This window comes from Cecembia sp. (assembly GCF_007126775.1).
Taxonomy (GTDB): domain Bacteria; phylum Bacteroidota; class Bacteroidia; order Cytophagales; family Cyclobacteriaceae; genus Cecembia.
Map to the genome: position 1 here is coordinate 1 of NZ_SLAP01000198.1, position 14835 is coordinate 14835.

Here is a 14835-nt window from a genome sequence, read left to right on the forward strand (position 1 = left end):
ATCGCTCTTATGCCAGGCACCTTTACACCGTGGGACGCATGATGGAGTCCAAAGAGCAATCGGAGGAAATTCTCAGGAGAATAGAAGAAAACTGGACCGGTTACGAAGCCAATAGTGGTCGCTACGCGGCATTTTATCTGGCCCAATACTATGATAGGATCAATGACCGATCAAGTGCCAAGAAGTACTACCAGCAGACTTTGTCTTATGGAGAAGAGTCGGAAAGTCAGGAAAGCGGTTACTATCTTTTTTCCTTAATTGCCTTGGGCAAGATGGCAAATGAAGAAAACAACAAGGCCCAGTCCAAGGAATATTTCAAAAAAGTAAAGAAATACGCCAAGCGAAAACACCCGGCACATAAGGAAGCCAGAGAATATATTAAAAAGAATAAACTTTAATTTGGTTTTTACGTATCAACATATAAAAATCAGCAGATAATTATATAATAATCATAAGAAAGGCTTGATTTGCAAGGAAATATTTCAAAAAATGGGTAATAGTGTAAGATTATTTCGCAAGTTACCTTGTTTTTTACTTTGAATTGCTTTAAAATAATTACAAAATATATTACCTTTGTACCGCATAATATTTTGAAAATTCTCAAATGATGGATAATAGTATAAAAGTAAAGTTTGACAAAATAGATCGCAAGATCCTGGAGATTCTTCAGGCCAATGCCAAGATCACCAACGCACAGCTTTCCAAGGATATTGGATTGTCACCTGCGCCAACATTAGAGCGGGTTAAGAAATTAGAGCAGTCCGGAATTATTAAAAGTTATCATGCCAAACTGGATGCAGAAAGAATCGGCTTAGGAGTAAGTACTTTTGTTCTTGTGAGCCTTATTGGACACAATAAAGGTAATATTGATGCTTTCATGAAAGAGATCAACGGTATACCGGAAGTCATAGAATGTCATCACATTACAGGTACAGGAGATTTTATTCTCAAGATAATCGCCAAGGATATCACGGCCTACCAAAGATTGATGCTTGAGAAAGTAAGCGAAATCAGAGAGGTTGATTCTATGCAGTCTATGGTAATTCTTTCTACCTTTAAGGATAGTAAAGTTTTGCCTATCCCTGAATAATAGTTAAAAAATCATTTAAAAGGGTGGCTTTCGGTCACCCTTTTTTTTTACGTTATGGAAAAAAATCCCTGGATTAAAAAATCTAAAAACACCGTTTACGAAAATCCCTGGATGATTATTGAAGAGCATCAGGTGATCAACCCGGCTGGGAATGATGGGATCTATGGAATAGTATCCTTTAAGAATAAAGCCTTGGGCATCATCCCTGTGGACCAAGATGGGAACACTTGGCTGGTTGGACAATACAGGTTTCCATTGGATGAATATTCCTGGGAGATTCCCATGGGAGGGGGACCAATAGGCCTGGATATCCTGGAATCAGCCAAAAGAGAACTCAAAGAGGAAACAGGACTTTCAGCAGGAAAATGGACAGAATTCATGCGGATCCATACTTCTAATTCGGTAACAGACGAAGAAGGCTTTGTTTTTTTGGCAGAAGAATTGACTCTTGGTGAAACTGACTTCGAAGAAACCGAGGATTTAAAAGTAATCAAATTACCTTTGCAGGAAGCAATCCAAAAAGTGATGAAGGGTGAAATTACAGATGGCATCAGCATAGCCGGATTGCTAAAATTGGCACGCTTAAGAGGTCTTTGATAAAGGTAGCATGATCAGTAATTTTAAAGGGAATTTCTCCAAGACATTTTCTCTGGCATTTCCTGTGATGTTGAGCCAGTTGGGCCAGGTATTGGTCGGTGTGGCGGATAGCATGATGGTAGGCCGATTGGGAGCGGAACCCCTGGCAGCCGCATCATTGGCCAACAGCATTTTCTTTGTTGTCCTGATGTTTGGCATAGGTGTGTCCATGGCCATTACACCCTTGGTTGCCATGGCGGACGGTAAACACAATCCCAAAAGGATTTCCCGACTCTTTAACCATGGGTTTACCATCAACTGGATAGTGGGCACCATGTTATTTTTGCTGATCGTGCTGGGGTCTCCCTTGCTCTACCACCTCAACCAACCCGAGGAGGTGGTTATTTTGGCCATCCCGTACCTGGCGATTATTACTTTTTCCTTACTGCCATTTATGGTTTTTCAGACTTTTAAGCAGTTTGCAGAAGGGCTTTCTCAGACAAAACAAGCGATGTATATCACCTTGGTATGCAATGCGGTCAATGTATTTTTGAACTGGGTTTTCATTTATGGTAACCTGGGAATTCCTGCTATGGGGCTTAATGGTGCAGGCTGGGCGACATTGATTTCCAGGGTGCTGATGGCCCTGATCATTGGGTATTATATCATGAAGTCCAAGAGGTATGGGATATTCAACCTGAGTTTTAAAGTAAAAAAGCTCAGTTTTCCCATGGTAAGTAAAATGTTGAAAATCGGGGTTCCTACAGGTTTCCAATTCATTTTTGAAGTGGGTGCTTTCAGTTCGGCGGCCATTATGATGGGGTGGATTGGGGTTACCGCCCTGGCCGCTCATCAAATTGCCATCAACCTGGCCTCTGTCAGTTATATGATGGCCTCTGGGCTTTCCACGGCAGCAATGGTCCGTGTGGGCAATCAACTTGGAAGAAAAGATATCCCCACTTTGAGGGAGGCAGGATTTACCAGTTTTGTTATGGTGGCCATGTTTATGAGTATCACGGCTGTGATTTTTGTTCTATTTCGCGAATACCTGCCTTCACTCTATATTGATGATATTGAAGTCATAAAGATGAGCGCTTCCCTGCTTGTCATTGCTGCACTGTTCCAATTATCAGACGGTATTCAGGTAGTAGGTTTGGGTGCCCTAAGAGGCATGGCGGATGTAAGGATTCCCACTTTGGTCACCCTTGTAGCCTATTGGGTAATTGGTTTGCCCTTGGGTTATGTTTTTGCCTTTGTAATGGGCATGCAAGAAGTGGGGATATGGTATGGGCTTTTGATTGGATTGACAATTACGGGTGTCCTATTGCTTTACCGTTTCCATTCACTGAGCGCCAAATTGCTACGTAAATACAAGCCTCAGGTTTCGACCCTGTAGTTTTCCTTTTTATTGTCCCTATTCTTTTTTATTTTTCTCAGGAAGTTACATTATCTAAAATCCTATGAAAATAAAAAACCTAATCGCAGTCAGTTTGGTATGGCTGTTGGCTTGCCAGGAATCCATGGCACAAAAATTTCACGTGCTTTCGCAAAGAGAACAGGCAGCAGTTGTCGATCAATGGCTGGATGAAAGAATAGAAACACTTTTACCTTCTCTGATGGATAGGGCAGGGATAGATATGTGGCTGCTTATCTCCAGGGAATACAACGAGGATCCAGTCATCAGGACATTCCTTCCAGGCACATGGCATGCTGCGAGAAGACGTACGATGTTGTTGATGTACAAGGCACCAGGCTCAAATGAGGTCGAAACCTTGGCTGTGGCACGCTACGATGTGGGAAAGGCTTTCAAGAAAGCTTGGGAACCCGAAAGCGAACCGGATCAATGGAAAAGATTGACAGAATTGATTGTGGAGCGAAATCCACAAAAAATAGGAATCAACATGTCAAAAATTTATGGACATGCAGATGGGATCAATCTCACCGAGTACAAGACATTGATGGAATATTTGCCTCAAAATCTTCATGGCCGGGTAGTCTCAGCCAATGATTTGGCAGTTGGCTGGTTGGAAACACGTTCAGCTTCTGAATTGGCCACCTACCGACATATTCAGGCCATTGCCAATGATATCATTGCAGAAGGCTTGTCTGAAAAGGTCATTACACCGGGTGTAACGACCACTGAGGATGTACAATGGTGGTACAGGGAAAGGATCAAAGAGCTCAAACTGGATACCTGGTTTCATCCATCGGTAGACATTCAGCGTGCAGACCCATCGAATAAAGAGGGGGAGCGCTCCTTTGCAGTGAAGGCAGATGCTGATGTCATCATGCCAGGAGATATGCTCCATATTGATTTTGGTATCACTTATTTACGGTTGAATACCGATACCCAACAACTTGCCTATGTGCTAAAAACCGGAGAAAATGAAGTTCCGCAGTACCTTAAAGATGCATTTAAAGTCGGTAATAGGCTGCAGGATATCCTTACTTCCAATTTTATTACAGGAAGAACGGGCAATGAAATCCTGAGAGAAACCCGCAAACAGATGGAAAAAGAGGGGATCAGAGGCAGCATTTATTCTCATCCTCTTGGGATGCATGGACATGCTTCTGGACCAACAATCGGCATGTGGGACAATCAGGGCGATACGCCGGGAGCCGGGGATTACCCTTTGTACCCCAATACGGTTTATGCCATTGAGCTGAATGCAGTGGTATTCCTGAAAGAATGGAACAAAGACTTCAGGGTGATGTTGGAAGAAGGTGCCTTATTTGATGGGGAAAAAGTAGTTTACCTGAATGGAAGGCAGAAGGAGATCATGCCTATCCCAAGGCCACAGCCCCACCTGCTGAATTGGTAAAAAATGATATGTACAGGATCAGTTGAGCCTGTAATATGTAGCGTCTCTGAAAAGATTGTAAAAAGAAAGTATGCAATTTCCAGTTGATCGCTTTGTGACTTTATGTCTTTGTGGCCTAATCTGATCAAGATGCCACAAAGGCACAAAGTTGCGAAATCAAACTTTCCCTTAGCTTAAAGCCCATCCTCCGGCACCAAAAACTTTTGTTCTTTTGGAATGGTAAATAGGTAGAAGAAAGCCAAGGTCGAGGTTACGGCTCCGATCGAGAATACAAAAGGGAAGTTTTCCACCTTATTGGCAAATACCCAGCCTGAGACCAGCGCACCAATACCGATTCCTGCTTCAAGTGCAATATACATGGTGGCCAATGCCCTTCCGCGGAAAGCATCCAAAGATAAGTCGATGGTCCATGCAGAGATGGTGGGTGAATTCATCCCTACCGAGCAACCGAAAATTACACCCCCAAAGAGCAGCATGGCTTTGGTTTGCGCAAAGGCGATAATCAGCATGGCCAAAGCCATGGACAATGTAGCAACCTTCATGACAGGAATCCGGCCATATTTATCAGAAGTTCTTCCAGCTATAATGCGTATACCCAAGGAGGAGAGGGTAAAAACAGCAAAAAAGAGCCCCTTGTTTTCAATTCCCAGATATTCAGAGTAATCCGGGATAATGGTTAACACAGTTCCAAAGGAAAACACTGTTAAAAGTAATACCAAGGAAGGTTTTAACACCCTTTTTTCTATGATTTCATGGCGGTGTAACCGGAAATGTTTCCTGTTTAGTTTTTCACCATTTTCAACCGTCTCTTTCAATCGGATAATGACCAATATAGAGAGGATGGCAGTGAATGCAGAGGCATAGAAAAGGGGTTCTATTCCCCAGATTTTTCCTATATATCCTCCAAAAGCAGGGCCGGCTGCCATGCCCAATGAACCGAAAAGAGACTGTAGCCCCATAGCTTCCCCGCGCTTGTTGAAAGGAACGATATCCGCCACATAAGCCGAAACTCCGGTAGGAGTGAAGCCTGTGGAAAAACCGTGTACAAAACGCAAAAACAAGAAACCGGCTACCGAGCTGATGACGGGATAAAGCAAACTGACCACAAAGCAAATGCCTGCACCAAAAACCATGACAGGCACCCTGCCGACTTTATCGGCCAATTTCCCGGAGAAAGGTCTTGATAATCCTGCGGTAAGGGTGAAAAGAGAGATAATCAATCCTTTGTAATCCTCACCTCCCAGCGAAGTCAGGTAGGCAGGTAATTCAGGAATGATCATGTTGAAACTGGCGAAAAATAAAAAAGAACTCAAACAGAGTGTGAAGAAATTCCAAGTAAAAAAAGAAGGTAAAAGGATCAGATTTTTGGACATGAAGATCGAAGGTAGCAATTAGTTAAAGAAAAAACCTTCCGGAAAAATTTACCGGAAGGTTTAAAAATTAATTTTTCTGGGCTTCTTCCTCACTTTGGGCCAAGAGGAAGGCCTTGATAAACTCATTGAGTCCACCGTCCAAAACAGATTGCACATCGGAAGTTTCATATCCCGTTCTGGCATCTTTTATCAATTTATAAGGATGCAGTACATAGTTTCTGATCTGTGACCCAAAATCAATTCTCATCTTTCCGGATTCGATCTTGGCCCGTTCTGCATTTCTTTTTTCCATTTCCATCTGGTACAACCTGGATTTCAACATTTGCATGGCACGCTCTCTGTTGGCAAGCTGCGACCTTTCCACCTGACAGACCACCACAATCCCAGTAGGTTTATGGGTCAATTGCACCTTGGTTTCTACCTTGTTTACATTCTGCCCTCCGGCACCACCCGAACGGGATGTATGGAGTTCAATGTCTGCTGGATTCATGTCAATCTCTATGGTATCGTCTACCACAGGGTAAACATATACAGAAGCAAATGAAGTATGCCTTCTTCCATTGGAGTCAAAAGGAGAAATCCTGACCAGACGGTGTACACCTGTCTCGGACTTCAAAAATCCATAGGCCAAGGGACCATCAATTTGTAAGGTTACGGATTTGATCCCTGCAACTTCCCCTTCCTGTAAATCTACTTCGGTTACTTTATAACCGTTTTTCTCCCCCCACATGATGTACATACGCATCAGGATAGAGGCCCAATCATTGCTTTCTGTTCCCCCTGCACCTGGATTGATTTCCAACATGGCAGAAAGTTGGTCTTCCTCATTGCTCAGCATTTTTTTGAGCTCCAACTCTTCTACTTCTTTCAGGGCTTTTTTGTATTCGGATTTGATCTCCTCTTCAGAGACTTCTTCCATACTGTAAAAATCATACAAAACCTCCAGGTCCTGCAAGAGGGTATCCACCTTCTCATAAGCACTGGTCCAGCCTTTTCTGACCTGGATTTGCTTCATACTTTTTTCTGCCTCTTCAGGATTATTCCAAAAATCGGGCTGGGCAGATACGGCCTCCAAATCTTCTATCTCAGCTTTCTTTTTATCGTAGTCAAAGATACCTCCTCAAAGCCGAAACGCGGGCTTTCAAGTCTTTCAACTGGTCTGATGTCATAATTGTGTTATTTTTTTAGGCTGCAAAATTCGTTAAAATTATCCTTTAAACCTAAAGCTTTTTCAATCCTCGTAAAGAATTACCAGCTGGATTTTGTTTTTTCCCTTGTGTTTAAAGGTTCTGTATTTCATTTTAGAAATGAGAAATCCTGTAGCAAACAGACCAATAGGCCAGCCTATGGTATTTCTTACTTCGCTGAAATTCCCTTCCTGATAAAGGCTGTTTACCGTGCTTCCTACAAGAAACAGGACTCCGGCACCCATACCCAGGTAACCCAGATTGGAAATGGTCATGTTCCGTGGATCTTTATCTACAATCAATACTTCGGTAATGTTTCCGGGAGAAAGTACATTTTCTGTAAGTACAATCACTTCAGGTGTGATGTCCACAATCCTGTCGGTGACAAAAAAATCCATTTCCCTGGATTTGTAGGTAAAATTTTCACCCACTTCAAATTTCAATCTTGTTTTTTGGTTGGCTCCCTTTTGAAGGAGTACAAATTTTTGGGCATAGGCTGTTTCTACGCATAACATGAGTATAAAAACCAAAAGGGGAATAAAACTTATTTTGTACTTCATCGGAAAGCCTCCTGTTACTGTTTTACAAAATAAACGAAAAAAATAAATTGATAATGTTATTCGTGCTGGATTGCTTGAATTTGAGTTGAATCTTAGAAGGTATAGGCAAGTCCCGCATTTGCTGGCGCGGGACAGCATACCTAAAATGGATCTGAAAACCCAGATTACTTATTCCCAGGCTTATACCTTGGTAATCCAGCCTCTTTTGTCAGCCTCCCGGCCATACTTGATATCATCGAGCTTTTTGAGTACCTGATGGGAAAGGGCATAACCTGGTTTTTCAGGAAGTATATAATCTTCCCCTTTGACGTTTATTTTAGCAATATGGGCAATGGTGGCCGCGGTCCCGGTACCAAAAGCTTCTTGTAAAGTCCCGTTTTGAAGGGCAGCTTCCAGTTCATTTACCTTCAAAAACCGCTCCTCTACGACATAGCCCATTTCTTTTGCCAGATGCAGTACAGAATCCCTTGTAATCCCTTTCAGGATGGTACCGGTATTGGTGGGTGCAGTGATCAAAGTATCATTGATCATGAACATGACGTTCATGGTTCCGCTTTCCTCTATATTTTCATGTGTTTTAGCATCGGTCCAAAGCAATTGATCATAGCCTTGCTTTTGGGCCAAGAGGGCGGGATAAAGGGAACCTGCATAATTTCCTGCTGCTTTGGCAAATCCAGTACCGCCTTCAGCTGCTCTGCTGAATTTTTCCTCTACTTTTACATTGACAGGCTTGGAATAATAATGCCCTACAGGACAGGTGAAAATCATGAATTTATAAGTTTCCGAAGGCCTTACCCCCAGGTAATCGTCTGTGGCGAAAATAAAAGGCCTGATGTAAAGAGAATATCCCGGGTTATTAGGGATCCAGTCCCTGTCAAGATCCAGTAAGGTTTTCAATCCCTCCATGAAAATTTCCTCTGGCAATTCAGGAATACACATCCTTACTGCAGAGGCGTTGAGCCTTTTTTGATTGGCATCGGCACGGAACAAAAGGATTTCCCCAGCTTCATTTTTATAAGCTTTCATGCCTTCAAAAATGGACTGTCCGTAGTGCAAGGTGGCATTTGCAGGGGCAAGTTCCAAAGGGCGGTAGGGTTCTATCCTCAGGTCTGTCCATTCACCATTTTTATAATCTGCGATAAACATATGGTCGGAAATGGACTTACCGAAAACCAGGTTATCAAAATCTGTTTCTGCCAATCTGGACTTCTGGATTTTATGGATGGGTATTTCTAAAATAGTTTTCATGCAATTACATTCTGGGTTTCCATGTGACTTCTTCCACTTCAAGTTCTTGGGCAATCAACCTGCCCAATACAAAAAGGTAATCGGAAAGCCTGTTCAAATATTTAACTATAATTTCATCAACGTGTTCGACCTCCATCAGGTCTATTACACATCTTTCTGTTCTTCTGCAGACTGTCCTGGCAATATGGCAAAATGAGACCACTTGATGACCTCCTGGAAGTATAAAATGACGCAATTGCGGAAGTAATGCTTCCATGTTATCTATTTCCTTTTCCAAAAGTTCCAGGTCTTCATCATGAAGATCAGGTTTTTTGACATTTGCCTTGCCCGGTTCAGTGGCCAAAGTAGCTCCTATGGTAAAAAGGCGGTCCTGTACTTCTTTCAATAAATCTCCCCTTTTTGTATTGACTGCCTGGTCTCTCAATAATCCGATATAACTGTTCAGTTCATCCACAGTGCCGTAGGCATCTATCCTCAAATCTGATTTGGAAACCCTTCTTCCTCCCAATAAGGATGTTTTACCAGTATCTCCGGTTTTGGTATATATTTTCATGCTTATGCTATAGGTACCAGGAGCTAACTAGCCCCTGTCTGAACAAAAGTAAGGATTGATTTTCAAAAACGTAAAGAAATCTATTCAGATACTGCCACTTCCCTGCCACGGGTTGGATTGGGATTGACGGTATCGGATTCCACCAGTCCATCCCTAAGTCGCACAATGCGGTGGGCATAGTGGGCAATATCATCTTCGTGGGTCACCATGATAATGGTATTGCCTTTCTGGTGGAGTTCATGGAAAAGTTCCATGATGTCATAGGATGTTTTTGAATCCAAATTACCGGTAGGCTCATCCGCCAAGATGATACTCGGATCATTGACCAAAGCCCTTGCAATGGCTACCCGTTGGCGCTGACCACCTGAAAGTTCATTGGGTTTATGATGCACCCTGTCTCCCAACCCTACGTTTTCCAGAGCTTTAAAAGCTTTTTCACGGCGATCTTCTTTTCCAAAACCTGCATAAATAAGCGGCAGGGCCACATTGTCCAAACAGGAAGCCCTGGGCAACAAGTTAAATGTCTGAAAGACAAAACCAATTTCTTTATTTCTGATCTCGGCCAATTCATTTTCCGTCATGTCACTTACATCCTTATCATTGAGAATGTATGTGCCGGCAGTCGGTGTATCCAGGCAGCCTATGATATTCATCAGGGTGGATTTACCCGAACCGGAAGGCCCCATAAATGCTACATATTCCCCCTTGTTGACCGATATGGATACGGACTTGAGAGCTTTTACCTCTTCCGCACCCATGCGGTATGTTTTTTGAATGTCTTGGGTTTCTATGATCTTTTTCATTTGGAAATGTTTAACGACTCACAATTTAATAGAAAAATAAAGGACTGGAAAACTTAATTGAACAAACGGTAATATCACTCAGAAGTTTTTCATTTGTAATCTTTCCAGTTGGGCTGCACTCAGCCATTCCCGCATTGTAGATAAGGCCTCAGCGGCATAATTGTCCAAACCTAGCTGTCTGCTGTAATTTACATATTGTATCCACAGGAATGGGTCCTTATTAAACTGTATCGCCTCCTGCAGGATTTCATATTTTTCGATCACCTCGGTTTTTTCGGCTACTGCACGCCAGATCAATGGCGTCCAGTAAGCATTACGGGTAAGTCCCAGTTCAACCTGAAGCAATTCATCGATTTCAGGCAAAAGCTTATCATCCTTCCCATGAATAAAGTTGTACCAATTGTCTAAATGCTCCCTTGTCCAGGTACTGTTGCCTGCTTCAAGAAACAGGTTTTTGAGCTGGTTGAAGTCTTCCTGCGAAAGCAGATGTAATTTATGCCGCATCAGCCCCATTGCCCATTCTGATCGCAGGATTTCTGAATCTATCTGGCCCATAATCTCCAGTAATTCTTCTGGCATCATGCGGTGCAATTTACCTGTCCAAGTCCAAAACCTCACCTGTTCATTCTCCAGTAGCCTGCCATTTTCAGTCCATTCCATCCAACGGGGGAATTCCACTGACTTTAGGACATGGATGCGGAGGGCATCTACCGGTTGGCCTCCAAAATAAAGAAAGGCCAAATGCAAGGGTTGAAAGTTTTCAAATCCCTTTTCTTCCGCCATCAGGATATCTACAGCTGCTTTTTCCAAGTCCCAGTTTCCAGCAAGTATTTTAGCGGCAAGGATATGGTAATATCCGGCAGAGTTGGGGTAGGATTGAACCATTCCATTCAGAAATTTCAATGTTTCGTTCAAAAAGTTTTCCTGTAAAGTCCGCAGGATTCTTGTTTCCCGGTAGTTTCGCTCTTCAAAACTCATTTGTTCCAAAGCGATCAGACTGTCCATCTGGACCAGGTCAGATACGATGTCATTACTGACCTTATTGCTCCATTGGTTCCTAAGGACGGCTGTTTGTAAATTAAAATTTTCCGGCAAATGATGGGTTTCCAGGGTAAATGGTGCAAAATTCCCCTGCAAGTTAGCATGCGCAAGGTAGTTGATCCGGAAGGGAAGGTCTTCTCTGACCTCAAGTCCATCCTGCATGCCATAGCGGTGCTTGACCATCAATCCCAAAAGATTGGCTTTGGCAATGCCTTTTTCTTTTTCCATATTTTGGAGAACCTGCATGGCATCATCAGGCCTGTTCAGTTTAGAATAAAGCAGTGCCATGTTATTTTGAAGCCTTGGTTCTCCGGGGAAGATTTCCAGCCCTTTTTCAAGGTAAAAAAGGGCTTCGAATACCTTGTCCTGTCTGTGGAGCCGGTCACTTAGTAAAAGAATGCTTTGTACCGAAGGGACAAAGTCAAAATTTTGGACCAGGTGATCCATGGCTTCATTGGAATTGCCCAGCTGAAATCTCAGGTGAGCAGCAGCAATTTTGGCCTTGGGGTTTTTTCGGTATTCCATCCAACTGTTTTCATACAAGATCGCTGCTTCCAGAGGTTTTTGATTTTGGTAATAATAGTCGGCAGTCAACTGGCTGCTGAATGCATTGAGTTGCATACTGACCACTGCATCCCCAAAAATGACCAGGATAACCATAGCCATAGTAGCGCCTATTCGCATATGGAAATAGGCGAAGAACTGTGGTTTAAAAAGAATTTTTTCGATTTCTTTTCCGGTATTGATGACCTGGGAAAAATTGGCGAGCAGGTAAAGAAAAAATAAGAGGCTCAATGCAATCTGAGCATATATAAAACTGTGGTTGAAAAACTCAAATAAAGGTTGGTTGCCCGAAAAATCTGCTTTTGCCCAGGTTAATACGGAAATGGCAAAACCCAGCCAATAAAATGAGCGCCCAACCAGAGGAATTTCATAGAATTGATCTACCTGATCTTGTTTTAATTTCATGACCCCATAACCCATTGCACCCGCAATTAAGAAAAGGATGAAAGGGGGCAGGGTAGGGAAGGGCAGGTTGATTTCCCCCATGATTGACAGCAAAGAAAAAATCAATAGGAGGAAATAAAGGAAAAAGATGACCAAAAGTTGCCAAATGATTTGTATACCTGTCCCTTTATTCAGCCGGATCAGGAAAACAGTTATGCTTGATATTACTGCATGTCCAATATGTAAAAAGAAAAGGACAGCGATCAGTGCGGCAGGAAGTGTCAGGTTTTCGGCAAGCCATAATCCAGGGCTTGGGATATCGGAAAACTGTAAAAGTATCAGCAATGTCAGCGTTCCGGAAAGCAGCATCAGCCCGGTCCTTTGTATTAAGCCCCAATTGGGAGCAAAAAACGAGAGCAGCACCACTGGTAAAAGTGTTCCAGTCAATAAGATAAGCAGAGAACTGTTGCTGTAGAGCCCACCGATATGCAGTCCAGTGACCCCACTGAGTGTAAATAGTAAAATACAGCCGCCTGCAGCTATGATAAAATACATCCGTTTGAAGGTGCTGATCAGTGTGAGTCCCATGAGGAGGAGAAACCAAAGCAACAGACCATAGAGGAGGCTCACCTGAGGAAACATGCCAGGTGGTAGGGATTGAAAGTTTTGGAATAGGAGGAAATTGTCCATCTCTAAAGAGAAGACTTCGGCCCCTATACTGTAAAAATTGACTGGAACATTGACAGTTTCTGAAAAAATACCGGGTATGACCGGTAAGACGATGTCTTTCCAGAGATAATGGCTGGCCAATAAGAGCGAGGCCCCTATCACACTGATGGCAAATGGAAGTCCCTTGAAGAACAGTTGTTCAAATTTCGTGCGCGGATTTCCGGCCATTATTCAAGAACCTTGGGTACCCTGAAATAGTCCGAATCCTTCTGGGGAGCATTGAGCAATCCTTTATCATGCGGAAGGTGTTCCCCTACTTTATCTTCTCTCAGGACATTAACTTCTGAAGACATGGTGGTAAGGGGTTCTATCCCATCGGTATCCACTTCATTGAGTTGTTCTTCCCAATCAAGGATTTGCGTCATATCTCTTTGCATCCTTTCGGCACCTGCTTCATCAAATTCCAACCTGGCAAGATGGGCAATTTTTTTTACGGTATTTAAATCTACTTTCATGTGTTCCTGATAATTGTTTTTTCCTTTTCGGGAAGTCTATTGTCCTCCCATAATTGGTCCTGAATGATTCGATAACAACTTTCCCTCAGTTCAGGAAGGTCTTTGGAGTTCAGTCCTAAAGTAGGTATGGCGGGATGGATGACAATTTTTCCTTTTTTAAAATTGAAAAGCATCTTCCCGTCATCTGGCAAAATTAAATGATTAAATGATAAGGTGACAGGAATCACGGGGATTTGTTTGTCAATGGCCAAAGAAAATGCCCCATCTTTGAAGCGGTTGACATGCGGTGGGTCTCCTGTAGTAATGCCCCCTTCTGGAAAAATAACTATACTGCTCCCTTCACTGATGGCTTTTTTAGCACGGATGAGCACTTCTCCCCGACTTTTGATGGAGGCCCTGTTGACTGCAATGTGCAATTTCCTGAAATAGTACCCAAAAAGAGGGACTTTGCCGATGGAACTCTTACCCACAAAAACCACATCACCGGGAATAAATCCCATGAAAGCAATGTCCAAATAGGAAAAATGGTTGGCAACAAAAACATAAGGCTGAGCCTTTTGGATATGTTCCCTGCCTTCCAGTTTTACAGGCAGTCCGATAAGGACAAAATAAATTTTCGCCCAATATTGATTGACCAGTCGGCCGTATCTTTTCCATCCGGGAACCCAGGCCGCCAGCAAAAAGATTGGGAAAAACAGGATAAAGGTGATCAGAAACACCAGTACTGCATAGATTGAGTAAATCCTCCTTAGTAAAAGCATGCCTATCTGTTGATCATGTGATTGGCTACTTTGACAAAGTAATTCATCAAAGCCTCCCTGATATCGGTTTCTATTTCCACTTTGTCCATAGCCCTGAACATACAATCCAGCCAGGTATTGCGCATGTGTTCATCTATGGCCCACTGAAAATGCCTTCTCCGCAGCATGGGATGTCCTCTTTTTTCCAGATAAGTAGAGGGACCACCAAATACATGGATCAGGAACAAAAATAGTCTTTCTTCTGCTGCCACCAAATCTTTTTCTGGGTAGAGTTTGCGCAGTTTCGGTGCCTCAGAAACATGAATGTAAAAATGCCGGACAAGTGTTTTGATTTTTTCTTCTCCCAAACTGCTGTAAATGCTTTCTCCTGAATTCATGCCCCGAAAATAAGAGTTTTTATTATTTTTTTTCTCATCAGAAGTTCATGGTTCAGAAGTTCAGGGGTTCAGAGTTCAGAGTTCAGGGTTCAGGGTTCAGAGTTCAATGTTCAGGGTTCAGGGTTCAGGGTTCATGGTTCAAGGTTCAGGAGTTCATGGTTCAGTGTTCAGTGTTCAGAGTTCAGGAGTTCATGGGTACAAGTGAACATTACAAGATTCGTAAAACTATGAACTGTGAACATTTGAACAAAGTAGGTTCAGAGTTCAGGGTTCAGGGTTCGGGAGTTCATGGGTACAATTGAACATTACAAG

At 42.8% G+C, this 14835-nt stretch carries 14 protein-coding genes and 1 pseudogene; 5 read left to right on the top strand and 10 right to left on the bottom strand.

Annotated features, from left to right (window positions below; all coding sequences use genetic code 11):
* The 5 genes and pseudogenes from QZT73_RS13235 to QZT73_RS13255 all read left to right on the top strand — a co-directional run.
* Positions 1-398: pseudogene (locus QZT73_RS13235) on the top strand (tol-pal system protein YbgF); the annotation flags it as partial.
* Between the two features lie 209 nt (positions 399-607).
* On the top strand, positions 608-1090 hold the full coding sequence (locus tag QZT73_RS13240; RefSeq protein ID WP_291782541.1) for an Lrp/AsnC family transcriptional regulator: 483 nt from the start codon (positions 608-610) through the stop codon (positions 1088-1090).
* 54 nt (positions 1091-1144) lie between these two features.
* On the top strand, positions 1145-1687 hold the full coding sequence (locus QZT73_RS13245; protein ID WP_291782526.1) for an NUDIX hydrolase: 543 nt from the start codon (positions 1145-1147) through the stop codon (positions 1685-1687).
* A gap of 10 nt (positions 1688-1697) precedes the next feature.
* The gene (locus QZT73_RS13250; protein WP_291788615.1) at positions 1698-3062 is read left to right on the top strand and encodes an MATE family efflux transporter; all 1365 of its coding nucleotides are present in this window, start codon (positions 1698-1700) and stop codon (positions 3060-3062) included.
* 64 nt (positions 3063-3126) lie between these two features.
* Positions 3127-4488 carry a M24 family metallopeptidase gene (locus QZT73_RS13255; RefSeq protein WP_291788617.1) on the top strand — a complete coding sequence of 454 codons (1362 nt, stop codon included), beginning with the start codon at positions 3127-3129 and terminating at the stop codon, positions 4486-4488.
* Positions 4489-4661: 173 nt separating this feature from the next.
* Here the strand turns inward: QZT73_RS13255 and QZT73_RS13260 are convergent, their stop codons facing one another.
* The 10 genes from QZT73_RS13260 to QZT73_RS13305 form a co-directional block, all read right to left on the bottom strand.
* Positions 4662-5861 carry an MFS transporter gene (locus QZT73_RS13260; RefSeq protein WP_291782520.1) on the bottom strand — a complete coding sequence of 400 codons (1200 nt, stop codon included), beginning with the start codon at positions 5859-5861 and terminating at the stop codon, positions 4662-4664.
* A gap of 67 nt (positions 5862-5928) precedes the next feature.
* Positions 5929-7030 (bottom strand): peptide chain release factor 2 gene (prfB, locus tag QZT73_RS13265; protein WP_291782518.1). Its coding sequence is split into 2 segments (ribosomal slippage): positions 5929-6969 and positions 6971-7030, totalling 1101 coding nucleotides; the frame shifts between segments, so codons are not numbered across the junction.
* A gap of 62 nt (positions 7031-7092) precedes the next feature.
* On the bottom strand, positions 7093-7608 hold the full coding sequence (locus QZT73_RS13270; RefSeq protein ID WP_291782516.1) for a hypothetical protein: 516 nt from the start codon (positions 7606-7608) through the stop codon (positions 7093-7095).
* A 180-nt stretch (positions 7609-7788) separates the two neighbouring features.
* On the bottom strand, positions 7789-8856 hold the full coding sequence (locus QZT73_RS13275; protein WP_291782513.1) for a branched-chain amino acid aminotransferase: 1068 nt from the start codon (positions 8854-8856) through the stop codon (positions 7789-7791).
* Between the two features lie 4 nt (positions 8857-8860).
* Positions 8861-9409, bottom strand: a complete 549-nt coding sequence (locus QZT73_RS13280) for a cob(I)yrinic acid a,c-diamide adenosyltransferase (protein WP_291788619.1) — start codon at positions 9407-9409, stop codon at positions 8861-8863.
* A gap of 80 nt (positions 9410-9489) precedes the next feature.
* The gene (locus QZT73_RS13285; protein ID WP_291782507.1) at positions 9490-10212 is read right to left on the bottom strand and encodes an ABC transporter ATP-binding protein; all 723 of its coding nucleotides are present in this window, start codon (positions 10210-10212) and stop codon (positions 9490-9492) included.
* Between the two features lie 78 nt (positions 10213-10290).
* Positions 10291-13098 (bottom strand): hypothetical protein, encoded by a 2808-nt coding sequence (locus QZT73_RS13290; RefSeq protein WP_291788621.1) that lies wholly within the window; start codon positions 13096-13098, stop codon positions 10291-10293.
* Complete coding sequence (gene gatC / locus QZT73_RS13295; RefSeq protein ID WP_291782501.1) at positions 13098-13385, bottom strand: Asp-tRNA(Asn)/Glu-tRNA(Gln) amidotransferase subunit GatC; 288 nt, start codon at positions 13383-13385, stop codon at positions 13098-13100. The genes QZT73_RS13290 and gatC overlap by 1 nt, the downstream gene beginning before the upstream one ends.
* Positions 13382-14146, bottom strand: coding sequence for a 1-acyl-sn-glycerol-3-phosphate acyltransferase (locus QZT73_RS13300; RefSeq protein WP_291782500.1), 765 nt, complete (start codon positions 14144-14146; stop codon positions 13382-13384). The genes gatC and QZT73_RS13300 overlap by 4 nt, the downstream gene beginning before the upstream one ends.
* Before the next feature lie 2 nt (positions 14147-14148).
* On the bottom strand, positions 14149-14523 hold the full coding sequence (locus tag QZT73_RS13305) for a cyanoglobin (RefSeq protein ID WP_291782498.1): 375 nt from the start codon (positions 14521-14523) through the stop codon (positions 14149-14151).
* Between the last annotated feature and the right edge of the window lie 312 nt (positions 14524-14835).

Coding starts and splice junctions, on each gene's coding strand:
- QZT73_RS13240 (WP_291782541.1), top strand. CDS start 608: ATGGATAATAGTATAAAAGTAAAGTTTGACAAAATAGATCGCAAGATC.
- QZT73_RS13245 (WP_291782526.1), top strand. CDS start 1,145: ATGGAAAAAAATCCCTGGATTAAAAAATCTAAAAACACCGTTTACGAA.
- QZT73_RS13250 (WP_291788615.1), top strand. CDS start 1,698: ATGATCAGTAATTTTAAAGGGAATTTCTCCAAGACATTTTCTCTGGCA.
- QZT73_RS13255 (WP_291788617.1), top strand. CDS start 3,127: ATGAAAATAAAAAACCTAATCGCAGTCAGTTTGGTATGGCTGTTGGCT.
- QZT73_RS13260 (WP_291782520.1), bottom strand. CDS start 5,861: ATGTCCAAAAATCTGATCCTTTTACCTTCTTTTTTTACTTGGAATTTC.
- QZT73_RS13270 (WP_291782516.1), bottom strand. CDS start 7,608: ATGAAGTACAAAATAAGTTTTATTCCCCTTTTGGTTTTTATACTCATG.
- QZT73_RS13275 (WP_291782513.1), bottom strand. CDS start 8,856: ATGAAAACTATTTTAGAAATACCCATCCATAAAATCCAGAAGTCCAGA.
- QZT73_RS13280 (WP_291788619.1), bottom strand. CDS start 9,409: ATGAAAATATATACCAAAACCGGAGATACTGGTAAAACATCCTTATTG.
- QZT73_RS13285 (WP_291782507.1), bottom strand. CDS start 10,212: ATGAAAAAGATCATAGAAACCCAAGACATTCAAAAAACATACCGCATG.
- QZT73_RS13290 (WP_291788621.1), bottom strand. CDS start 13,098: ATGGCCGGAAATCCGCGCACGAAATTTGAACAACTGTTCTTCAAGGGA.
- gatC (WP_291782501.1), bottom strand. CDS start 13,385: ATGAAAGTAGATTTAAATACCGTAAAAAAAATTGCCCATCTTGCCAGG.
- QZT73_RS13300 (WP_291782500.1), bottom strand. CDS start 14,146: ATGCTTTTACTAAGGAGGATTTACTCAATCTATGCAGTACTGGTGTTT.
- QZT73_RS13305 (WP_291782498.1), bottom strand. CDS start 14,523: ATGAATTCAGGAGAAAGCATTTACAGCAGTTTGGGAGAAGAAAAAATC.